This window comes from Cyclobacterium lianum (genome assembly GCF_900143075.1).
Taxonomy (GTDB): Bacteria; Bacteroidota; Bacteroidia; order Cytophagales; family Cyclobacteriaceae; genus Cyclobacterium; species Cyclobacterium lianum.
Window position 1 is genome coordinate 208,849 of the sequence record NZ_FRCY01000001.1, and the last position, 17,388, is coordinate 226,236.

The 17,388-nt window shown below is 44.4% G+C and carries 12 protein-coding genes; 7 read left to right on the plus strand and 5 right to left on the minus strand.

The window, feature by feature from the left end:
* Positions 1–15: 15 nt before the first annotated feature.
* From BUB19_RS00830 to BUB19_RS00840, 3 genes are all read right to left on the minus strand, one after another.
* Positions 16–4,818, minus strand: a complete 4,803-nt coding sequence (locus tag BUB19_RS00830; RefSeq protein WP_073090256.1) for a T9SS type A sorting domain-containing protein — start codon at positions 4,816–4,818, stop codon at positions 16–18.
* A gap of 4 nt (positions 4,819–4,822) precedes the next feature.
* Positions 4,823–5,824, minus strand: a complete 1,002-nt coding sequence (locus BUB19_RS00835) for a hypothetical protein (RefSeq protein ID WP_143155869.1) — start codon at positions 5,822–5,824, stop codon at positions 4,823–4,825.
* 457 nt (positions 5,825–6,281) lie between these two features.
* Entirely contained in the window at positions 6,282–6,503 is a 222-nt protein-coding gene (locus BUB19_RS00840) for a hypothetical protein (protein ID WP_143155870.1), read from the minus strand.
* Between the two features lie 104 nt (positions 6,504–6,607).
* On the opposite strand from BUB19_RS00840, the gene BUB19_RS00845 reads away from it, so the two are divergent.
* A complete protein-coding gene (locus BUB19_RS00845; RefSeq protein ID WP_073091421.1) occupies positions 6,608–7,528 on the plus strand; it encodes a VOC family protein in 921 nt (306 codons plus the stop codon).
* A gap of 69 nt (positions 7,529–7,597) precedes the next feature.
* Positions 7,598–7,945: a nuclear transport factor 2 family protein gene (locus BUB19_RS00850; protein ID WP_073090265.1), complete on the plus strand. Its 348-nt coding sequence runs from the start codon at positions 7,598–7,600 to the stop codon at positions 7,943–7,945.
* Between the two features lie 4 nt (positions 7,946–7,949).
* Here the strand turns inward: BUB19_RS00850 and BUB19_RS00855 are convergent, their stop codons facing one another.
* Positions 7,950–8,864 carry an NAD-dependent epimerase/dehydratase family protein gene (locus BUB19_RS00855; protein WP_073090268.1) on the minus strand — a complete coding sequence of 305 codons (915 nt, stop codon included), beginning with the start codon at positions 8,862–8,864 and terminating at the stop codon, positions 7,950–7,952.
* Between the two features lie 673 nt (positions 8,865–9,537).
* Between BUB19_RS00855 and BUB19_RS00860 the strand changes: the two genes are divergently transcribed.
* The 5 genes from BUB19_RS00860 (at position 9,538) to BUB19_RS00885 (ending at position 16,299) form a co-directional block, all read left to right on the plus strand.
* Positions 9,538–10,677, plus strand: coding sequence for a DUF4221 family protein (locus BUB19_RS00860; RefSeq protein WP_073090270.1), 1,140 nt, complete (start codon positions 9,538–9,540; stop codon positions 10,675–10,677).
* Between the two features lie 539 nt (positions 10,678–11,216).
* Positions 11,217–11,969, plus strand: a complete 753-nt coding sequence (locus tag BUB19_RS00870; protein WP_073090276.1) for a CPBP family intramembrane glutamic endopeptidase — start codon at positions 11,217–11,219, stop codon at positions 11,967–11,969.
* Between the two features lie 548 nt (positions 11,970–12,517).
* On the plus strand, positions 12,518–13,507 hold the full coding sequence (locus BUB19_RS00875; protein WP_073090279.1) for a D-alanine--D-alanine ligase: 990 nt from the start codon (positions 12,518–12,520) through the stop codon (positions 13,505–13,507).
* Entirely contained in the window at positions 13,508–14,239 is a 732-nt protein-coding gene (rluF, locus tag BUB19_RS00880) for a 23S rRNA pseudouridine(2604) synthase RluF (protein WP_073090281.1), read from the plus strand. It abuts the gene before it with no gap.
* Between the two features lie 1,295 nt (positions 14,240–15,534).
* Positions 15,535–16,299 carry an SDR family NAD(P)-dependent oxidoreductase gene (locus BUB19_RS00885; RefSeq protein WP_073090283.1) on the plus strand — a complete coding sequence of 255 codons (765 nt, stop codon included), beginning with the start codon at positions 15,535–15,537 and terminating at the stop codon, positions 16,297–16,299.
* Positions 16,300–16,321: 22 nt separating this feature from the next.
* On the opposite strand, the gene BUB19_RS00890 is transcribed toward BUB19_RS00885, so the two are convergent.
* Positions 16,322–17,155 carry an ion transporter gene (locus BUB19_RS00890; protein ID WP_073090285.1) on the minus strand — a complete coding sequence of 278 codons (834 nt, stop codon included), beginning with the start codon at positions 17,153–17,155 and terminating at the stop codon, positions 16,322–16,324.
* Between the last annotated feature and the right edge of the window lie 233 nt (positions 17,156–17,388).

The window sequence follows — 17,388 nt, forward strand, 5'->3', positions numbered from 1 at the left end:
CATATTTTTATCAAATTATTTGTTGATAATCAGGCGATGGGCTTCAGTAAAGTTTCCGGCCCACATCTGTAGGATGTACAGACCAGATGCTTCCATCCCAAGATCCGATCGCAGATTGTAGGTACCCGGATCGAGTTCCTGATCAATCAATACCCGTGCGGAACTGCCGGAAACACCAAATAGCTCGACCCGAACTTTTGTCTTAACAGGGATGGCAAATTCGAAGAAGATAACTCCTTCTGATGGGTTAGGATACAGGTTACCGAAGGAATAATTTTCCGGATTGTGGCTATCAGTTGATTCCAGGCTAGTCACGATATCTACTTCAAAGACCCCCGGTTCAGACCAATCCCCGTCTCCGGAAACATTGGAGGCCCTCACCCGCCAAAAGTGGGTTTTATTGGCTTCTACCTGTCCGCTCCTTATGCTGGTGTCGCTGAGCATTTCCTCGACCAATATCTCCTTGAATAAGGAATCAGCAGCGACCTGCAAGGTATACCTGTCTGCCTCGTCAGCGCTCATCCAGATAAATTTTTCGGCAGACACCACATATTCCAGTGGTGACACCAGGCTGGTGATCCCAGGCAAATTGGGAACATAGGTGTTTGATTCAATGGTATCCGTTTTCGTCTCCTGATTACCAGCATGGTCGGTGGCCACACTGTAAAAGGCATAACGTCGACCGATCTCTCCTGTAAAATCAGCTTCTTCCAGGGAGGTAGCTTGCAGCCAGGCTTTAAAATCACCATCGTCTTCCCGCACAAAGATATCGTAAGCCTCCACGCCTGCGCCTTCGTCTGTTGCCTGCCACTGAACGGTAAATTCCGGACCCGAACGTTCCGGCAAGGCCATTACATTACTTTCCGGAGCTACCTGATCGATGGTATTGGTGTAGGGACCATACGGAGGTGCCGGGCCCCAGGGACCTACTCCATCAAAGTTGACATGCGCCTGGTTTTGAAAGGTACTGTTGTGGCCCAGGCTGTCCAGCCCTTCCACGGTAAACATCACCCAGCCAATATTGTACCCGGTTGAGTCAATGGGTGGTAGGTAACCTGCCGTCGGGTCTTCCGGTAGCTCCATAGTTTCAGGGTCCAGGGAACGGTGCACCCAGTAAATCTCCCGGGATTCGGGATTTACGGTTCCCTCTACATTTACCAGCAATTCCTTTTCCGGCCGCATATCAACGGTTACGTTAAAATACTGTCCACCCTCCAGCGGTACTTTCCAGCCCAGAAAGCCAATCTCGGTAAAGTTCACCGTGCTGATATCAAAATTGGTATCCAGGGTATCCCGGATAAATACCTCCGCTGCCGGTGCGGTGGCATCTTCTTTGTTCCAGTAATCGATCTTGTATTCAAATAGCTGTCCTTGCGGAATGAAACGTTTTCTATTGGCCAGGTCACCATCCGTCTCCTGGTCAAACCCGGTTGGGCCGTATTTGTCTTCCGGTGTGACGGAGGAGATGGCTTCTATTTCTTTCCTGCTTTTCAATATTCGGGTAGAATCAGATTCATTATCCAATTGTATAAGGGTAGAGTCATTCTCCATGGGAACTAGTAGTATTTCCCCTTCTTCCTTATCCTTCTCTGTTTCTCTACAAAGTAATCCATAACTTTCCATATTTTCAACCATCTTATATGGGTATGCTGATGGATTATCTCCTTCAATTAGGCTGCCAAAACCTGATGAAACTGTATTATCGAGCACAAAACTTCCACAGTGACCCTTTTCGTCATAATCTAAAAATAAACTTGAAATAATCGTATAATCAACGTAAGGTTTCCCATTCACAGCATTAAACTTTTCAAAGTTCTGATTTAAAAGATCATTTAGTCTTGTTAGATTACTCTCTCTTGGATTAGAACCTAATCGAGCATATCCAATAAAAAAGCCGTCACCATTTTTTTCTTTATAATTCTTCAATAAACCGCCCTTATAAGCCGGGTCATCAATATTAACACCAATTTTCGCCCAATCTTTTCGGAATTGTTCCTTGGTTTTTAGACCATTTTTCACTTGTTCAAAATCAACCCTATAATTTAGCTCTTCAGCTTCTGAAAACACCCATCTTCTGGCATATACATGACCATCCCTGTATAATTCAAATACGTAATCCCGTACCTTACCATCAGGATCCTCTTTATAACCTAAAATCCCTACATGTTTGAAATAACTAGTTTTCAATCCAAAATACGAAAATACAATATCGCCATAGTTAGGTTTTTCTAAACACTCTATTAAGATATCTGATTCAGTTGTCTTTTTTACCCTGCTATTTTGATTTTCCAAGTTATCTTCCTTCGGTCTGTCTAAATAACCTACTTCGATTTCAAAAGAATCCAGCTGTTTACTATACAAGGTTATTTCAAAAGAATGATCAGTGTTACCAGGGATACTTGGTATAAAAATATAATTTATGTCCCTGTAAAAATCATCTGATTCTTCTACATAATATAAATCATTTTGTACACCAATAGTATCTACTACATTTTTTGGGACTTTTAGGTACAAAACATTTTCATAGGAATCAACATTGCCTCTATTCCCATATTTTATAATAAATTTCTGTTTCCTCCCTATTCTAAGCTTGTCTCTGCCAACAATTTCTGCCCAAAGATCAATTTCTGAATTATCGTATATAGTTAATTCTTCGTTGAGGTACGCCTCCTTATTGCCATTTTTTATTTTCAAATTCCAATTACCTGAAGAAATATTGGAAAAATTATATTTAAATGATAATTCTCTGCCATCTTCATCCACCCATTCCGGAAAGATTAAAACTTCTACACCATTGTTTTCTAAATAAATGGTATCGTTCAAACTAAATCCATTTCCCTTTAAACTTAACGTCGATTGATCTTTGCCAATGTTAGTGTTTGAGATACCGCTAATTCTCAGTTCATCGTCAACCGGATCAGAGGCCGATGACCCCGCATAAATCAGGTAATCCCTTAGCTGATTTCCATTTTCGGTTTTTTGCAACACTGCCGAATCCTTGTACCGGATATAATACCTGCCGGATTCGGGGGACAAAACATGCCCTTTTATAGCGTATCCTGCGCCCATATTGCTAAAGGTCCAGGATTCAACCGGTTCTGTAATGCTTTCCTGAAACACCTCTATGGTGCTCCATAGACCGTAACCTTCCGTTTCAAAAAACAAGGTATCCACATTGGACCCGATGTCCACATACTTCCAGTCATACCCGTAGGGGCGGAGGATTTCCCCGGTTGTCCATTCATTTAGCGGAAGCCAGTCTGGTGCAAAAGATACCTTTACCTTGCCGGTAATCGGTCTCCGGGTGGTATTCGGAACCTCTACGGTATATAGGGTGGACAAGGGTTCTTCTATTTCGAGCTCCAAATCCGGACTGCCCTGGGCCTTACCAAGCAGCTCCTCTCCCAGATAAAGGGACAATTCCCCCCTCCATGTACCTGAGTATCCAATGCGGTCGGCCTTTTTCATGGTGATCAGCATCTTTTCGGAATCCGGAATAAGGACAGTTTGCCGGAAAGTGCTGTCCGGTGCCAGCTCAAATTCCACCCACTGGTCATATGGCATGGTCCCTCCTTCCAGCAAAGTAAATGATCTGCCCAAACTGAGCGTGTCCCCGGAGGATTCGTTGGCGACCTGCACCATGTAGCCGCCCAGCGGCATCTGTGAAAAATCAAATACAGCCCGCAGCCGCATCGTATCTGCCCTCAACAGCGAGACTGGAAAATAAGTGTTTCCTCCCTCGTCTTCCAGCATTACCTGCGGCAGCGAATCCAGTCCAAAGCCAGTGATGGTCAGGTTGGCTTCGTTTTGCTGGATACTACCGGTATTGGGAAAAACATCCAGCAAGCCTGGTACCTCAATCACCTGGCTAAGTGTGTCCTGATTGCAAATATTGGCTGCCACCAGAGAGACCGGGTACCTTCCAGGCCCCTCAAATTCAAAAAAGCGGTCTTTTTCCTCAACGATTTCCTCTCCGATGATCCAATGAAAGGTGTTAGCTGAAGTGGAGGTATTGCTCAGGTCTATCCGTCCTTCAGCGATCGTAAATTCAAATCCGGCTTTCGCCGGCTCGCCATCGCAAATATTCACGGGCCTGGTCTCCACCAGACTGCGAACACCCATTTCATTGACGGCATAGATCGACATCTGATACATCTTGTTTTCCGAAGGAAGAAAGGAAAGGTCGGCCTGAAAATCCAAATCCACTGTGGTGGCAGGTTCGGGGATTAAATATTGTTGGAGTTCTGAAACAAATTCTCCCGAAGCCAGATAATACTCCAATCGGGTAATTTTTGCCAGGCCAGGTGTACCCGGCTGAAGGTAAAAAATACGCTTGGTGGTATGCGACCACCTTCCCTGATTGTCCCGAGCTCTGATGTAAAGTTGATGGAAGCCGAAATCCATATTACTATCCGCTAAATCCGCTGAAAGGTCAAGTGCTATATTGGATTGGTTTTCTACATTTATGGGTGTCCCATTTCCAAAACCTGGGTCAGTATCAATAAAATATTCCAGGCCTTGCAAATAAACGCTTTCCGCAGGGATCGGATCAATAAAAAATATCCGCGATGTCGTCATCGACCAGTGACCCGCTTCGTCCCTTACCCGGATAAACAGTTGGTGCATACCGGATTCCAATCCGTTGGGTGACAAGGTAAATGCGGTCTCAATCCGGTCGGCCTGTGTAATATCAAGCGGAATGGCAGCTCCAAATCCAGGGTCATCATTGAAAAAATATTCCATCCGCTGTATTTCCTGCGCATCAGCGAGCAAGACAGATAAAAAGCTAAGTACCAAAGCCAGATAGCGTTTTGACATGCTGTTATGGGTTGGATTTCACCTTGATCTGAATGCCTACACCCGTCTCCAGATTACCGCTGTCATCTACCCGTAGATCATATACCAGAGGAATCGGTGGTAGACCGGACAAGCGATACCCGGAATCACCACCGAATGCACCGGCATCTACCCCATCGAATCCAGCCCCTCTGGCCGGTGAATTTTGTGCCAATTGATATTGCCCGTCCGTACTGCCCGACTCCACAAAAAGGCTGTTGGCATCTGCCGCCATATTGCCATTTTCACTTCCAAGCTGACCGCCTGCTGCCAGGTTATTTTGCGCGCTACCGGAAGTAATGCTGACATTGGCATTTGCATTGGTAATGATATTGTTCCGAAAAGAAGCGGCACTGATCGTGATATTATTTCCGGTAAAGACATTGTTTTCACAAATCGAGAAGCTACCGCTTTGGGTATTGAACCCACCACCGATAAACAGATTGTTGCGGACTACCACATCGCTGTAAACGGTACTTGAAGTATAGCCACCAACCTCACCGAGCATATAATTCTGAAACACGCGGATACCGGTCTGATCAGTGATGGTCACCCCACCCCTCATGTAACAACGCTGAATGGTTATATTGTTGGTAGCAACAAAAATCCCGCTGCTGCTGGTATAATCAAACACCACTCCCATTACCAGAGAACCCTCGGAACCAGGATTAAATCTAATGCTGGAAATAGTCGCTTCTTCTGCCCGGGCCTGGGTTTCCGGATTTTCTGTGAGAAAATATCCGGGACCAATAATGACCAATCTCTTGGAGCAGTTAAAGTTATTGTACCTCACTGGCGAGCCTTCCAGGTGTATCGTATCGCCGGGAAATACATCTGCATCGTCGTTTAACGGGGAGAGCTCTGAAAAAATTCGTTGGGATTTGTCGGTTTCCAATTGATTGTTAACCCGCCAAATACCCGCATGACAACCCATGTAGGAGCCACTTAAAACCAGCAGGACTACTGCTATCAGACTGGACTTTTTCATTTTTCGTTGGTGTTTTATGGTTTCAGGCCTGGAATTTGGGAACTTTGATATTTCACCCTCCCCGTTTTCGGTTTTGCGGTTGTGAAAGTTCAATTTGAAACCGTCCAACAGACGGATTCGCGCGCACCGAACCATCAGCGTTCAGCAATGCATACTCCGGTCGTGCCAGCTCAGCGTCCTCATGCGCAGCAGGGCGTTTCACTGCCAAAAGCCCAATCAAGATCACAATCCAGTCGGGTGGCTGATCTGCCAAATTCTGATTTATTGTAGGAAAATAATAGTCTGGTTTAAAAAAGACTTCCGTTTACCATTCGTTCCAAAAAGTGGAGAAATAGAAATTAACGCTACATCCAACAGTGGTCCTTTTGATAAAAATATTATTTATATATATGAAAAACAAAAGTTTTCATACAAATAAATGATCAGCTTTGATTGATCTTCTTTCCACATCAAACTATCAGGCCTGATAAGCGATAAGTCCTTGCTGAACTTTTCGCGGGCCCGCCCCTGCAAAATGCTGCACAGAAAGGGAAGCTTGCCCTGCTGCCTTCATAAAACCATTGATGGCGATAAATATGTATTGTGGATCTGCAATGGCTGCCGGCCGCGCTGTCTCGGCAGCCGGAATATGGGTATTTCCTGTCTGTCTGAGGAAATCCCGTAGTGCTGTCGTATTCAACCCTTTAGTTTGTCGGATTGACACTGCTGACCATTGATTTAATTGTATTAAGTTTGTAGTATTCAATAATAAAAAGACCATAGACCCAAAAAATGTCCAAACCAATGAATTTTGACACCCCACCACTGAAAAACCCTATCGTGCCCTGTCTGTGGTTTGATCAGGAAGCAGAGGAAGCAGTAAATTTCTATTCGGATGTATTCGGTGATATGACCGTCGGCACGATCACCAGATATGGTAAGGAAGGAGCTGAACAGCGCAAGAAACCTGAAGGTACGGTCTTGTCAGTGAGTTTTACCCTTCACGGTCAGGAATTTCTGGCACTGAATGGTGGATCCATGTACCAACACAGCCCTGGCATTTCCTTTTACGTCACTTGTGAGACCATGGCAGAGGCGGATGCGGTATGGAAAGCCCTGGCAGCAGGTGGTTCTGTCTTGATGCCCTATGACCAATACCCCTGGAGCGAAAAATATGGATGGCTGAACGACCGCTTCGGGCTTTCCTGGCAGATCTCTCTGGGAAAACTTTCGGATGTAAAACAAAAGTTTGTCCCCTCCCTGATGTTTGTTGGCGAGAAATTTGGAAAAGCCGCGCCTGCAATAGACTACTATCTGGAAGTGTTTCAGCCCGCAGCTTTGGAAGGCATAGCCCGGTACGAGGAGCAGGACCCGGATGAAACCGGAAAGATCAAGCATGCCCAATTTTATCTGGGAGGGAATACCTTTATGATCATGGAGAGTTCATTGGCTCATGCATTCGACATAAGTCCTGCGGTGTCTTTTATGATCATTTGTGAGGAGCAGGAAGAAATTGACTATTTCTGGGATAGACTTACCCGGGGTGATGGCGGGGCCGTGCAGTGTGGATGGCTCTACGACCAGTTTGGCGTTTCCTGGCAGGTGGTTCCCCGCATGCTGTCCGAGGGAATGAAAGATCCCGAAAAGGCCGGTAAGCTAATGGCTGCCTTTATGCCCATGAAGAAACTGGACATTCCTACTTTGGAAAGAGCCATCTCCGACTGATTCAGGTCGGTTTTTCCCGCGTAAATATTTTAAAGATCACAAAATCTCCTAAGCAAGAAAACGCTGATTATGGAAACCAAACAACAGGTATTTTTGAAAAGGTTAAACGAAGCATTCGCAAACAGCGAGCTGGAATTTATCCTGGATGCGGTCACAGATGATATCCAGTGGACCATCGTGGGAGACAGAGTCATCAGCGGAAAGGAGCCCTTTGCGAAAAGCCTTCGGGAGATGGCCTCTCCCCAGCCCATGAAACTGGAAATCCGGCACATGGTCACCCATGGGAGGGAAGCGGTGGTAGAGGGAAGTATGATTTCGCCAGAAGGAAAGAATTATTCCTTTTGTGATATCTATAGCTTCAATGGCTTTAAAGACCCCAAAATCAAAGCCATGAAAAGTTATGTTTTTGAAATCTGATGACTCAAACACAACGCTTCAACCCCTCTTCCAAATTCGTAGCCGTTAACCCATAGGCTTGTTCGATTTTGCCGGAATCGAAACAATAATCCATATCCAACTGGTACCTGAGCTCTTTGATCTCTTTGAGCAGGGGGATAAACACTGCCAGAACAGTGACCATAAGCCCCGGCAATACCTGTACCTTCGGCGGGACACCCAGTTCCCTGGCCAGGATCTCTACACATTCCCGGGCGCTGGGATATCGGTCTGAAGTGGGCAGGTGCCAAACCTGATTCCAGGCATCTTCCTGTTGCGCCAAAAAAGCCGTAGCAAAGGCGGCATCGGGAATATAGGTGAAAGAATGCCTTCTTCCGGCATTGTATAGCCATTGTGCAGCCTTGCCGGCCTTCATCCGGTCGATCACGGAGGCATTCAGCATACTTAGTGTAGCACCGGGCCCGTAAAAATCTGCGGCCCGCACAATCATGGCCTTGAGGGTACCTGCCTCTATTTCATCCAGGACCATCTGTGCGATTGCCGCACGAACCTTCCCTTTATGGCTCTTTGGATTCACGGGGCTTTCTTCGGTGAGATGGCCGACATGATCCGGATCATAGCAATACATATTGTCGAAAAACACCAGTTTGGCCCCATGCTTCCGGCAGGCGCTGATGGTGTTTTTCATGATGATTGGCCATTGTTCCTGCCAGAGTCGGGTCTTATAGGTAATGCCGGCCACCAGATACACCGTGTCAGATCCTGCCACGGCCACATCTACCTGCCTCTCCTTCAACAAATCGGCCTTAAATAGTGCTTCATCCCCATGGATGGGGCCGGGATTTCTGCTGACCAGCCGGATTTGGTCCGTATACTTTCTCAGGTCTTTTGCCAATTGTGTTCCGATATTACCGCCGGAGCCAAGGATGGTATGTAGCATATCAGGAGATTATTTTTCTTCAAAATAAAGAAAATTGTCGGCAACAATTGCTCATACAAAGAGATTTTTCTTTTGCAGGGGTGCCAAAACGTCAGGTTTATTTCTGGCAGAAGCTTGCCGCTGCCCCGCTCCCCGGAATTTGTAATTCCGTGGGAAAGATAAAGGGGATTTGTAATCCCCGGGCACCTGCAATTGAAAAAGAAATCGCTGATCATTTGGCACCTGAATATTTGCGATGCCCAGGCATTAGGAACAGGTAATGTCATCCCACCACGCAACCTACCCAATCCGCACATCCTTCCATTACCAGATCTACAAATCGTTAAACTCTCCTTTCATCCTAATTTCTCCCCGGAGTTTGCCATTCCGTAGATAGATATTCGGGAATTTGAAACCCGCCATTGGGTGAAATTTTCAATTTTTACATAATAACCAGGAAAATTCCGTTTGGAAAACCTATCACAGCTACGCCATTTGAAATGGCCAAACGGGTATGAAGTTCGGTTATCACTTTAGCCTACTATCAAAACATATACCTATTAACTGCCACCTGATGCGCTTGTTTTACCTGTTCCGCCAGGTATTCAGGTTTCAGTAGTTCACCCTGGCATTAACTTTTTTTAACCTCGTTTTCCCATTAAGTATTTTTATTTTACACTGTCCAAAGCTTTATATGATGAAACAAATACTGCTGCTTATTTTGACAATGATCGGCTTTTCCTGTGGAAACAAGCCTGAAACCAGTACTACAGTTCATTTGAAAATTAAATTGGATACCCTGATGGTGGATGCAGGAGAGGAGATACTGTATCTGGACGGACACGATTTTGCCCTTGCCCCTGATGGGAAATACCTGTATAACTTTAATAGATATGACCATACACTGGAAAAAATAGACCTGGAAGAACTCCGCCTACTGGAAAAGCTGCCATTTGAAAAGGAGGGCCCAAACGGAACTGTAAGTCCTATCTATAATTTGAATATGCTGGACAAAAACCATGTTTACCTGTCGGATAAATGGAGCCTGGGAAAATTCAATTTAAATGGGACCAGAACAGCTACCTATGACTTGCTCAACAATGGCCTGGAAGGGGAGGTTCTTACCGAATTCGAACATTTGCACAGCAATATCATTGTTCCCGGGCAACCTGAAACCGTGTTTGTCCTGGTTTTCAACTGGAAGGACAAGACCTATAACCTGAGAAAAATGGATTTTGGGCAAAACCGGATTACTAAATTTGAATTTGATAAGGAGGGTATACTTCCAAAGTTCACTTTTAAGGTGTCTGCCCTTTCCAAAGACCCTGCCGTAAGACCATATGTATACTTGTCTTCGGAAAACGGCAAGCTGATTATTTCATCCAATATCACCAATGAAATCCATATTTACGACCCGATAGGGGATTCACTGATCTCTAAAAAGAATCAATTCCAATTGACCGCTGATGAAAAAACAGCGAATTACCGGGGAGAGTATGCCTCTATGGACGAACTGATGTTGGATTATCAAAAAGTATTGGAACAAGTTAGTTTTTCCCCACCGGTTTGGGATGATAAAAATGAGCACTTTTACCGCTTTTCCTACAGGATTGAGTTTGCAGAAGAAAAGGAAGCCGGTAAAGTATTGCCTGAAGCTATAGACAGGAATATACATCTTTCTGTGTATGACAAAGACTTTGAGATACTGGCAGAAGTCCCGGTTCCCCAACTGGTAAAAAATCCCGTTCGGTACTTTGTCCGGGAGGGCGATATTTGGATTTTCGCCAATATAGCCGATGAATTGGGGTTTATTAGGCTAGAGTTGACCATTTAAAGAATGGTATTTCTTCAGCAGCTTTGATCAATATTAGGGAAGGTCTGTCGGTGGTATCTTTTAGCATTGATTTGGAAAACGTTTCAAAAGAACGAGGGCAATTATTACTCTTGCAGAGTAAACGAGGGCAGAAAGGCGAAAAAATTTCCCTCGTTGGCTTCCCATGTATTGTTGATATTTTTCCTGCTGGGTGAAATTTGTAATTTCATCCCTGGCATCTACGAAAATACTGTTTTGAAAACCTTTCTCCCGTAGGTCATTTGCAATGGCCAGGCGTAAATGAAAAACAGCTAATGGCATCGTAGTATCAAACCATCATATTATTAAATCATTGCCATTTTTAGCACATCTTACCATCAGACAATCCCCGGACACTTCCTAAACCAACCATTGGTGAAATCCTCTTTTTCCACTACATTGAAAGCAGCTTATTGCGGTAAAACAGAATATATAGCCCGGAAAAGGTGCCTGGATGACAGGGGCAGCAGGAGTGTTACCATTTTTGCAAGTGATATATTGAGTACCAAAAAAGGAGAGCAATGAAAAAAAAGAAGTTTTACCTCGCCCTTATCCTATTTGTCCTTGGCATGTTGGGCATGCTGTCCATTTTGACCGTGGAAATCCCATTGCCGGAGGAGGTATTATCCGTATTAGGGGATCAGTTTACTCCATCCCAAATTAAGCTGTTGATATTGATTAACCCTACCATTATTTTGATAGTGACCGTACTTGCGGGGACTTTACTTTACCAAAAAGTAAACCTCAGCGTCCCAATAATTGAGAAGTTTTTGGACATCAAACAAGATTCCATCCAAATTAGGGAAATACTTTTATTTGGGATCGCAGGGGGAATTCTCACAGGAATTATATTGAGCCTACTCGGACTTTTTAGCTTACTCTCCCCTTCTGAATTTGAACTCCTCAGCGGTCAACTGCAACTTACACTTCCGGCAAGATTTTTATATGGTGGCATAACGGAAGAAATCTTCATGCGTTTTGGTTTGATGACGCTGTTGGTTTGGTTGGGAGCCAAACTTTCAAAGGGAACCAAGTCCCAAATATATTGGATGGGTATAATCATTTCCTCCCTTATTTTTGCAATAGGCCATTTCCCCGTAGTCTTTCAATCTGTAGGAAATCCCAGTATCATTATGATAACCTACGTGCTATTGGGCAACACTATTGGAGGGCTTGTTTTCGGATGGCTCTATTGGAAAAAAGGATTGGAAAGTGCCTTCCTCGCACATATTTTTGCTCATGTCGTCATGGTGCTAACAGAAAAATTATTTTGATGGATTCAGATAAATTTTGAATATTTTGGAATTCTGAATAGTAGACGGAAATCTCCATTGGAATGATTACTACCTCATTTTTCCGAGAAGGGATTTATAAAATGAGAAAATATATTGATAATATGCCACGAAGCCACATTCGAACAGGCAAAGGGGAGTTCCACCAGAGTACAGTACGAGGTTTTAGGGGCTTTATTAATTGCTTAACGGTCATCAGCACATTAGCAAATCAAACCTTCAAATATGCTGGGTGAAATTTGCAATTTCAACTCTGGTATCTACGAAAACACCCGCTCCGCGAAATTTGCAATTCTGTGGTACCGATAAAAAGGGGTTTGTAATCCCAGAAAGTGAACCAAAGCACCATTATAAATCATGTTCATCTGTTGTCCGGGATTGCAAATCTCGGACAGCGCAGGCCTAAGGACTCTGGAATCCGTTTTAAAACTATTCCGGTACCTTCAGCTCGTATTAATTCCTCTTCTCATTAAATTCCCTTTCTCTTTTACCTTAAAATTCCGGTAATTCGTACCTGTAATTGATTTTCTATGAGAAAGAAAAAAATTGCCCTGATCATGGGCGGCTATACGGGTGAGGCGGTGGTCTCCGAAAAAAGTGCCGCTGTGGTGGCCCAACACCTGGACCCGGACCGCTATGAGGTGCACAAAGTGCATATCTATCCGGGCGATTGGTACCTGGAGGACAAAGAAGGCACCAAATGGCCAGTAGACATGAATGGCTTTTCAGTGCCAATGAATGAAGAAAAGATAAGCTTTGATGGTGTCTTTAACATCATCCATGGCTCTCCGGGTGAGGACGGAAAGCTGGCCGGGTATTTTGATATGATTGGTCTGCCCTATACCACCTGCGATGCGCTGACCTCTTCGATTACCATGAACAAGGGGTATACGAAGGCTATTCTGAGCGGTATAGAAGACCTGCACCTGGCCAGGTCCCTGCAATTGTTTTCCCATCGCCCCGAAAACGTACAAAATGTGCTGAGCCAGTTGCAACTCCCCTGTTTCGTCAAGCCCAACAATGGCGGCAGCAGTATCGGGATGTCTAAGGTCAAAAGGGCGGAGGAGCTGGAGGAAGCGCTGATCAAGGCGTTTCAAGAGGACAATCAGGTGTTGGTTGAAGAATTTGTGACGGGGAGGGAGTTTTCCATTGGAATATACAAGGCTGCCGGGCAGGTGCATGTATTGCCGGCTACCGAAATCATCAGTTCCCGGGAGTTTTTTGACTTTGATGCCAAATACATCCCTGGGGTATCCGAAGAGATCACTCCGGGTCGCATGGATGAACGAGAGGTGGAAAGGGTAAAACAGATTGCTGAAAAAGTGTACCTCAAACTCAATTGCAAGGGATCGGTAAGGATGGATTATTTTTTGGAAAAAGATACCGGAAAGTTCTATTTTATCGAGATCAATACTGTTCCAGGACAAACCGAAACCAGTTTGATATCCCAGCAGGTGAGGGCGACGGGAAAGACATTGAAGGAATTTTACACAGCCTTGATAGAAGAAATGTGGGTCTAAATGGAGGATAAAAATCTGGTACGGATCAACAAGTATTTGAGCGAGGTGGGCTACTGCTCCCGCCGGGCCGCAGACAGGCTGATCGAAGCCGGCAGGGTGACCATCAATGGAAAGGTGCCCGAAATGGGTACCAAAATCAGCCCCGGGGATGAGGTAAGGGTAGATGGTGCCTTGATTTCAACACCCAAAGCATCGCATGTGTACATTGCGTTTAACAAACCAGTGGGTATCGTGTGTACCACAGATACAGAGGGAGAAAAGAACAATATCATCGATTATATCAACCATCCGAAAAGGATTTTTCACATAGGCCGGCTGGATAAACCCAGTGAGGGCCTGATCCTGCTTACCAGTGATGGGGATATCGTGAATAAGATTCTGCGGTCCAAAAACAACCATGAAAAAGAATACCAGGTAAAGGTTCGTCAGCCCATTACCGCAGATTTTATCCGGCAAATGCGGGAGGGGGTTCCTATTTTGGATACGGTGACCAAGAAATGCAAAGTGGTGCAAACCGGGAAATTTACTTTTACAATTGTCCTGACCCAGGGCCTGAACCGGCAGATCCGAAGGATGTGTGATTTTTTGGGTTATGAGGTGGTTTCATTAAAACGGACCCGGATCATGCACATCCAGCTTGACCTTCAGGTAGGCCAATGGCGGGACCTTAGCCCGAAAGAACTAAAGGAATTAAACGCCCTGGTGGCGGACTCTTCCAAAACCTTTGATTAACACGTAATAAAGCTTCAGCCTGGTATTGACCTAAAAGGTTTATGCTATGGGAAACCAGGGTGCGTATAGGGAATTCCGGAGGCAGATTCTGTTCTTGTTTGAAAATTTCTAAAACTTAAATAAGGAATCCGTTTTGGTTATGAAGAGTGCGTGGGCCGACAAAAAACCGAGCCTGTCCCGATTTTTTTCGGGAGGGTGCGGGTGGTTTGAGTAGGGAAGGATTTTTTTGTCTTGACTTTTTTAGTCAAGCAAAAAAGAAAGATTACTGAGCGTTAAATTCATGGTTTTAGGCCCAATAAATATAAAGGTGACCCTACCTAACGATTAAAATTTAGTACCAATGGGACTCAGAATAATTTTTATCTGCCTATGCAAAAGCGAATGTTTCCTGTCGTGCGACTAAGAAAAGACAAAAAAATTTCTTTTCTCGTATCCTTATTCATTTAACCTCTCTTTCACCAGTTTTAAGCACTGAAAATATGACAAAAATAAAGATATTTCTACAATCAAATTTAATGAATTCACATTAAAAGATCAGTATAATTAAATAATGTGTATTTTTTAAATCTTTTTGTTGAATTAATTTTAATATTAGGCCCTTTTGCTTACCTTTGAAATATCAAACAAAGACAAACGGTCTTGATCTGGTAAAGAAGCTTACTTCTGGCAACCAGGATATTTGACACAATACTGTAGGATGATGAAACTGGCAGACATGCCCTCCTGTCTCGGGGGTGGAGATTCCGGAATAAAGCAAATAGCGAGCTCGTATTTTGCCTAACTGCTCCGTGGAGGTTCGACTCCTTCTCCTACAGCAGGTTATTTTGGGTTTATTGTTAATTGACTAAAGCTATGGAACATTGTTTCATGGCTTTTTTCTCATGTAAGAAAACTAAAAAATTGGTCAAATAGCGCACAAGCCTTCTTTTGAAAGGATTTGCCTGGTCGCCCGGCTCGTCAATATGTAAACGTCAATCAGTTTGCCACGGACTTCCCTTCGTCCCCAAGTCTCTCCGTCCCTCCGTCTCTCCGTCTCTCCGTCTCTTAGTCTCTCCGTCCCCGACACCCTCAATCTCCTTCAATCCCTTCAATCTCATCTACCTTCCCAATCCCTTACTCCGCCGATCCCATCACTACTCATGCATGTGGGCGAATCGCTAAAAATACTTTCAAAACCTGTTCCATGATATTTCTCATATTCCAGGCTGAGATGCAAGCGGATTTTTTTGTAACAAAGACCCTAACTTTAAGTCAATAAACCAATTAGAACATGTATTCACTTAAAACTCAAGCCCATGATATTAAAAGATAAAATTGCATTGATCACCGGAGGAGCAGGCGGAATTGGTCTGGCCACTGCGAAGCTCTTTTTAGAGGAGGGAGCCAAAGGGGTAGCTATTGTTGATTTCAGCCGGGAAAACCTAAAAAAGGCAGAAGAAACCCTGGGCTCAGAAAAGCTGATGTACATACAGGCAGATGTCAGTCAGGCTGAGGATGTAAAGAATTATACCAATCAGGTAAAAAAAGAATGGGGTAAAATTGACATCTTGTTTCTGAATGCCGGCACGGAGGGATTGGTAAAAACCATGGAGCATTATCCGGAAGAAACGTTTGATCAGGTGATGGGGGTAAATGTAAAAGGGGTCTGGCTGGGCATGAAATATGCCTTTCCCATCATGAAAACGGATGGAGGAGGTTCCGTCATCATCACTTCTTCCGTTGCCGGATTAAGGGGTACTGCTCAGGTAAGTGCCTACGTGGCCAGCAAGCACGCGACTGTAGGCTTAATGCGTGTAGGTGCATTGGAAGGAGCTGCTGACAAAATCCGGGTAAATACCATACATCCCTCGCCCGTTGACAACCGCATGATGCGTTCTCTGGAAGAAGGTTTTGCCCCCGGAATGGGAGATACGGTAAAGGAAAATTTTACCAAAATGATCCCTATGGGCAGGTATGCTTCCAATGAGGACATAGCAGACCTGGCTTTGTTTCTGGCCTCGGACAAAAGCAGGTTTATCACCGGTGCCACCTATGTCATTGACGGGGGCTTTACGAGTTGAACCATTCGAATTGATGTGATACTTATTCGGGAGGTTCCAATTTGCTGCCGCACTGCCGGCAATAGACTGCATCTGCGCTGTGCCTTTGCAGGCGGCAGGTTTTACAGATCTTGAGGGTGTGCTCTCCGGCGGCTTCGGTTTTACTTTTGGCAAAGGTCATTTCTGAAGTCACTATGCCAGTAGGTACGGCGATGATGGCGTAACCCAGCAGCATGATAATGGAAGCCATAAATTGCCCCAGGTCGGTATTTGGCGAAATATCGCCATAACCAACCGTTGTCAGCGTAACGATCGCCCAGTACATGGCTCTCGGAATAGAGGTGTAGCCATTTTCCGGACCTTCAATGATATACATGATAGATCCCATCACCAGTACAATCGTCAAAACCGAGCCCACAAATATCTGTATTTTGGCCCGGCTGTTTTTTAATGCGCTGGCCAGAAGAGCGGCCTCTCTCAGATATTCAGGTAGCTTCAGAATCCTGAGAATTCTCAAAAAGCGCAGGGCCCTCACCACCATCAGGTATTGACTTTGAACCAAAATTAAGCTCAAAAAAGTAGGCAAAATCGCCAGCAGGTCTACTATACCATAGAATCCGAAGATGTACCCGGGCCGGTCGTTACTGAGCCATATCCTGAGCAGGTATTCCAAAGTAAACACAATGGTGAAAAACCATTCCAGCCAATAGAGTAAGCTACCGTAGTTGAGGTGGATTTCCCGGACAGAATCCAGGATTACGACCAGCACACTCAACAGAATCAAAACCAGAAGGCCCAAATCAAAATTTTTAGAAGCCCTGTCATCGGATTCATATACGATATGGGCCAGCCGTTCTTTAGAAGGGAAGCTTGTCATTGGCAAAGGAGGTTACATTATTTTTTTCAAGGGAAATTTAAAGTAAGCACACTTTTTGATTAATTTAAATACCTGAGAGATGTTTAAATTTTTTCATTTCACAGAAATTTGCAATGTGCTTGAAAAAAAATCTAGGTAAATTCACTTTATATTCCATATATTTGCATTTCATATCTAAAAAAATGAATTATAAATAATTCACATTTTAGGTATAAAGACCTATTGGGCTATAT

Coding starts and splice junctions, on each gene's coding strand:
- BUB19_RS00860 (WP_073090270.1), top strand. CDS start 9,538: ATGATGAAACAAATACTGCTGCTTATTTTGACAATGATCGGCTTTTCC.
- BUB19_RS00875 (WP_073090279.1), top strand. CDS start 12,518: ATGAGAAAGAAAAAAATTGCCCTGATCATGGGCGGCTATACGGGTGAG.
- BUB19_RS00855 (WP_073090268.1), bottom strand. CDS start 8,864: ATGCTACATACCATCCTTGGCTCCGGCGGTAATATCGGAACACAATTG.
- BUB19_RS00885 (WP_073090283.1), top strand. CDS start 15,535: ATGATATTAAAAGATAAAATTGCATTGATCACCGGAGGAGCAGGCGGA.
- BUB19_RS00830 (WP_073090256.1), bottom strand. CDS start 4,818: ATGTCAAAACGCTATCTGGCTTTGGTACTTAGCTTTTTATCTGTCTTG.
- BUB19_RS00890 (WP_073090285.1), bottom strand. CDS start 17,155: ATGACAAGCTTCCCTTCTAAAGAACGGCTGGCCCATATCGTATATGAA.
- rluF (WP_073090281.1), top strand. CDS start 13,508: ATGGAGGATAAAAATCTGGTACGGATCAACAAGTATTTGAGCGAGGTG.
- BUB19_RS00870 (WP_073090276.1), top strand. CDS start 11,217: ATGAAAAAAAAGAAGTTTTACCTCGCCCTTATCCTATTTGTCCTTGGC.
- BUB19_RS00835 (WP_143155869.1), bottom strand. CDS start 5,824: ATGAAAAAGTCCAGTCTGATAGCAGTAGTCCTGCTGGTTTTAAGTGGC.
- BUB19_RS00845 (WP_073091421.1), top strand. CDS start 6,608: ATGAATTTTGACACCCCACCACTGAAAAACCCTATCGTGCCCTGTCTG.
- BUB19_RS00850 (WP_073090265.1), top strand. CDS start 7,598: ATGGAAACCAAACAACAGGTATTTTTGAAAAGGTTAAACGAAGCATTC.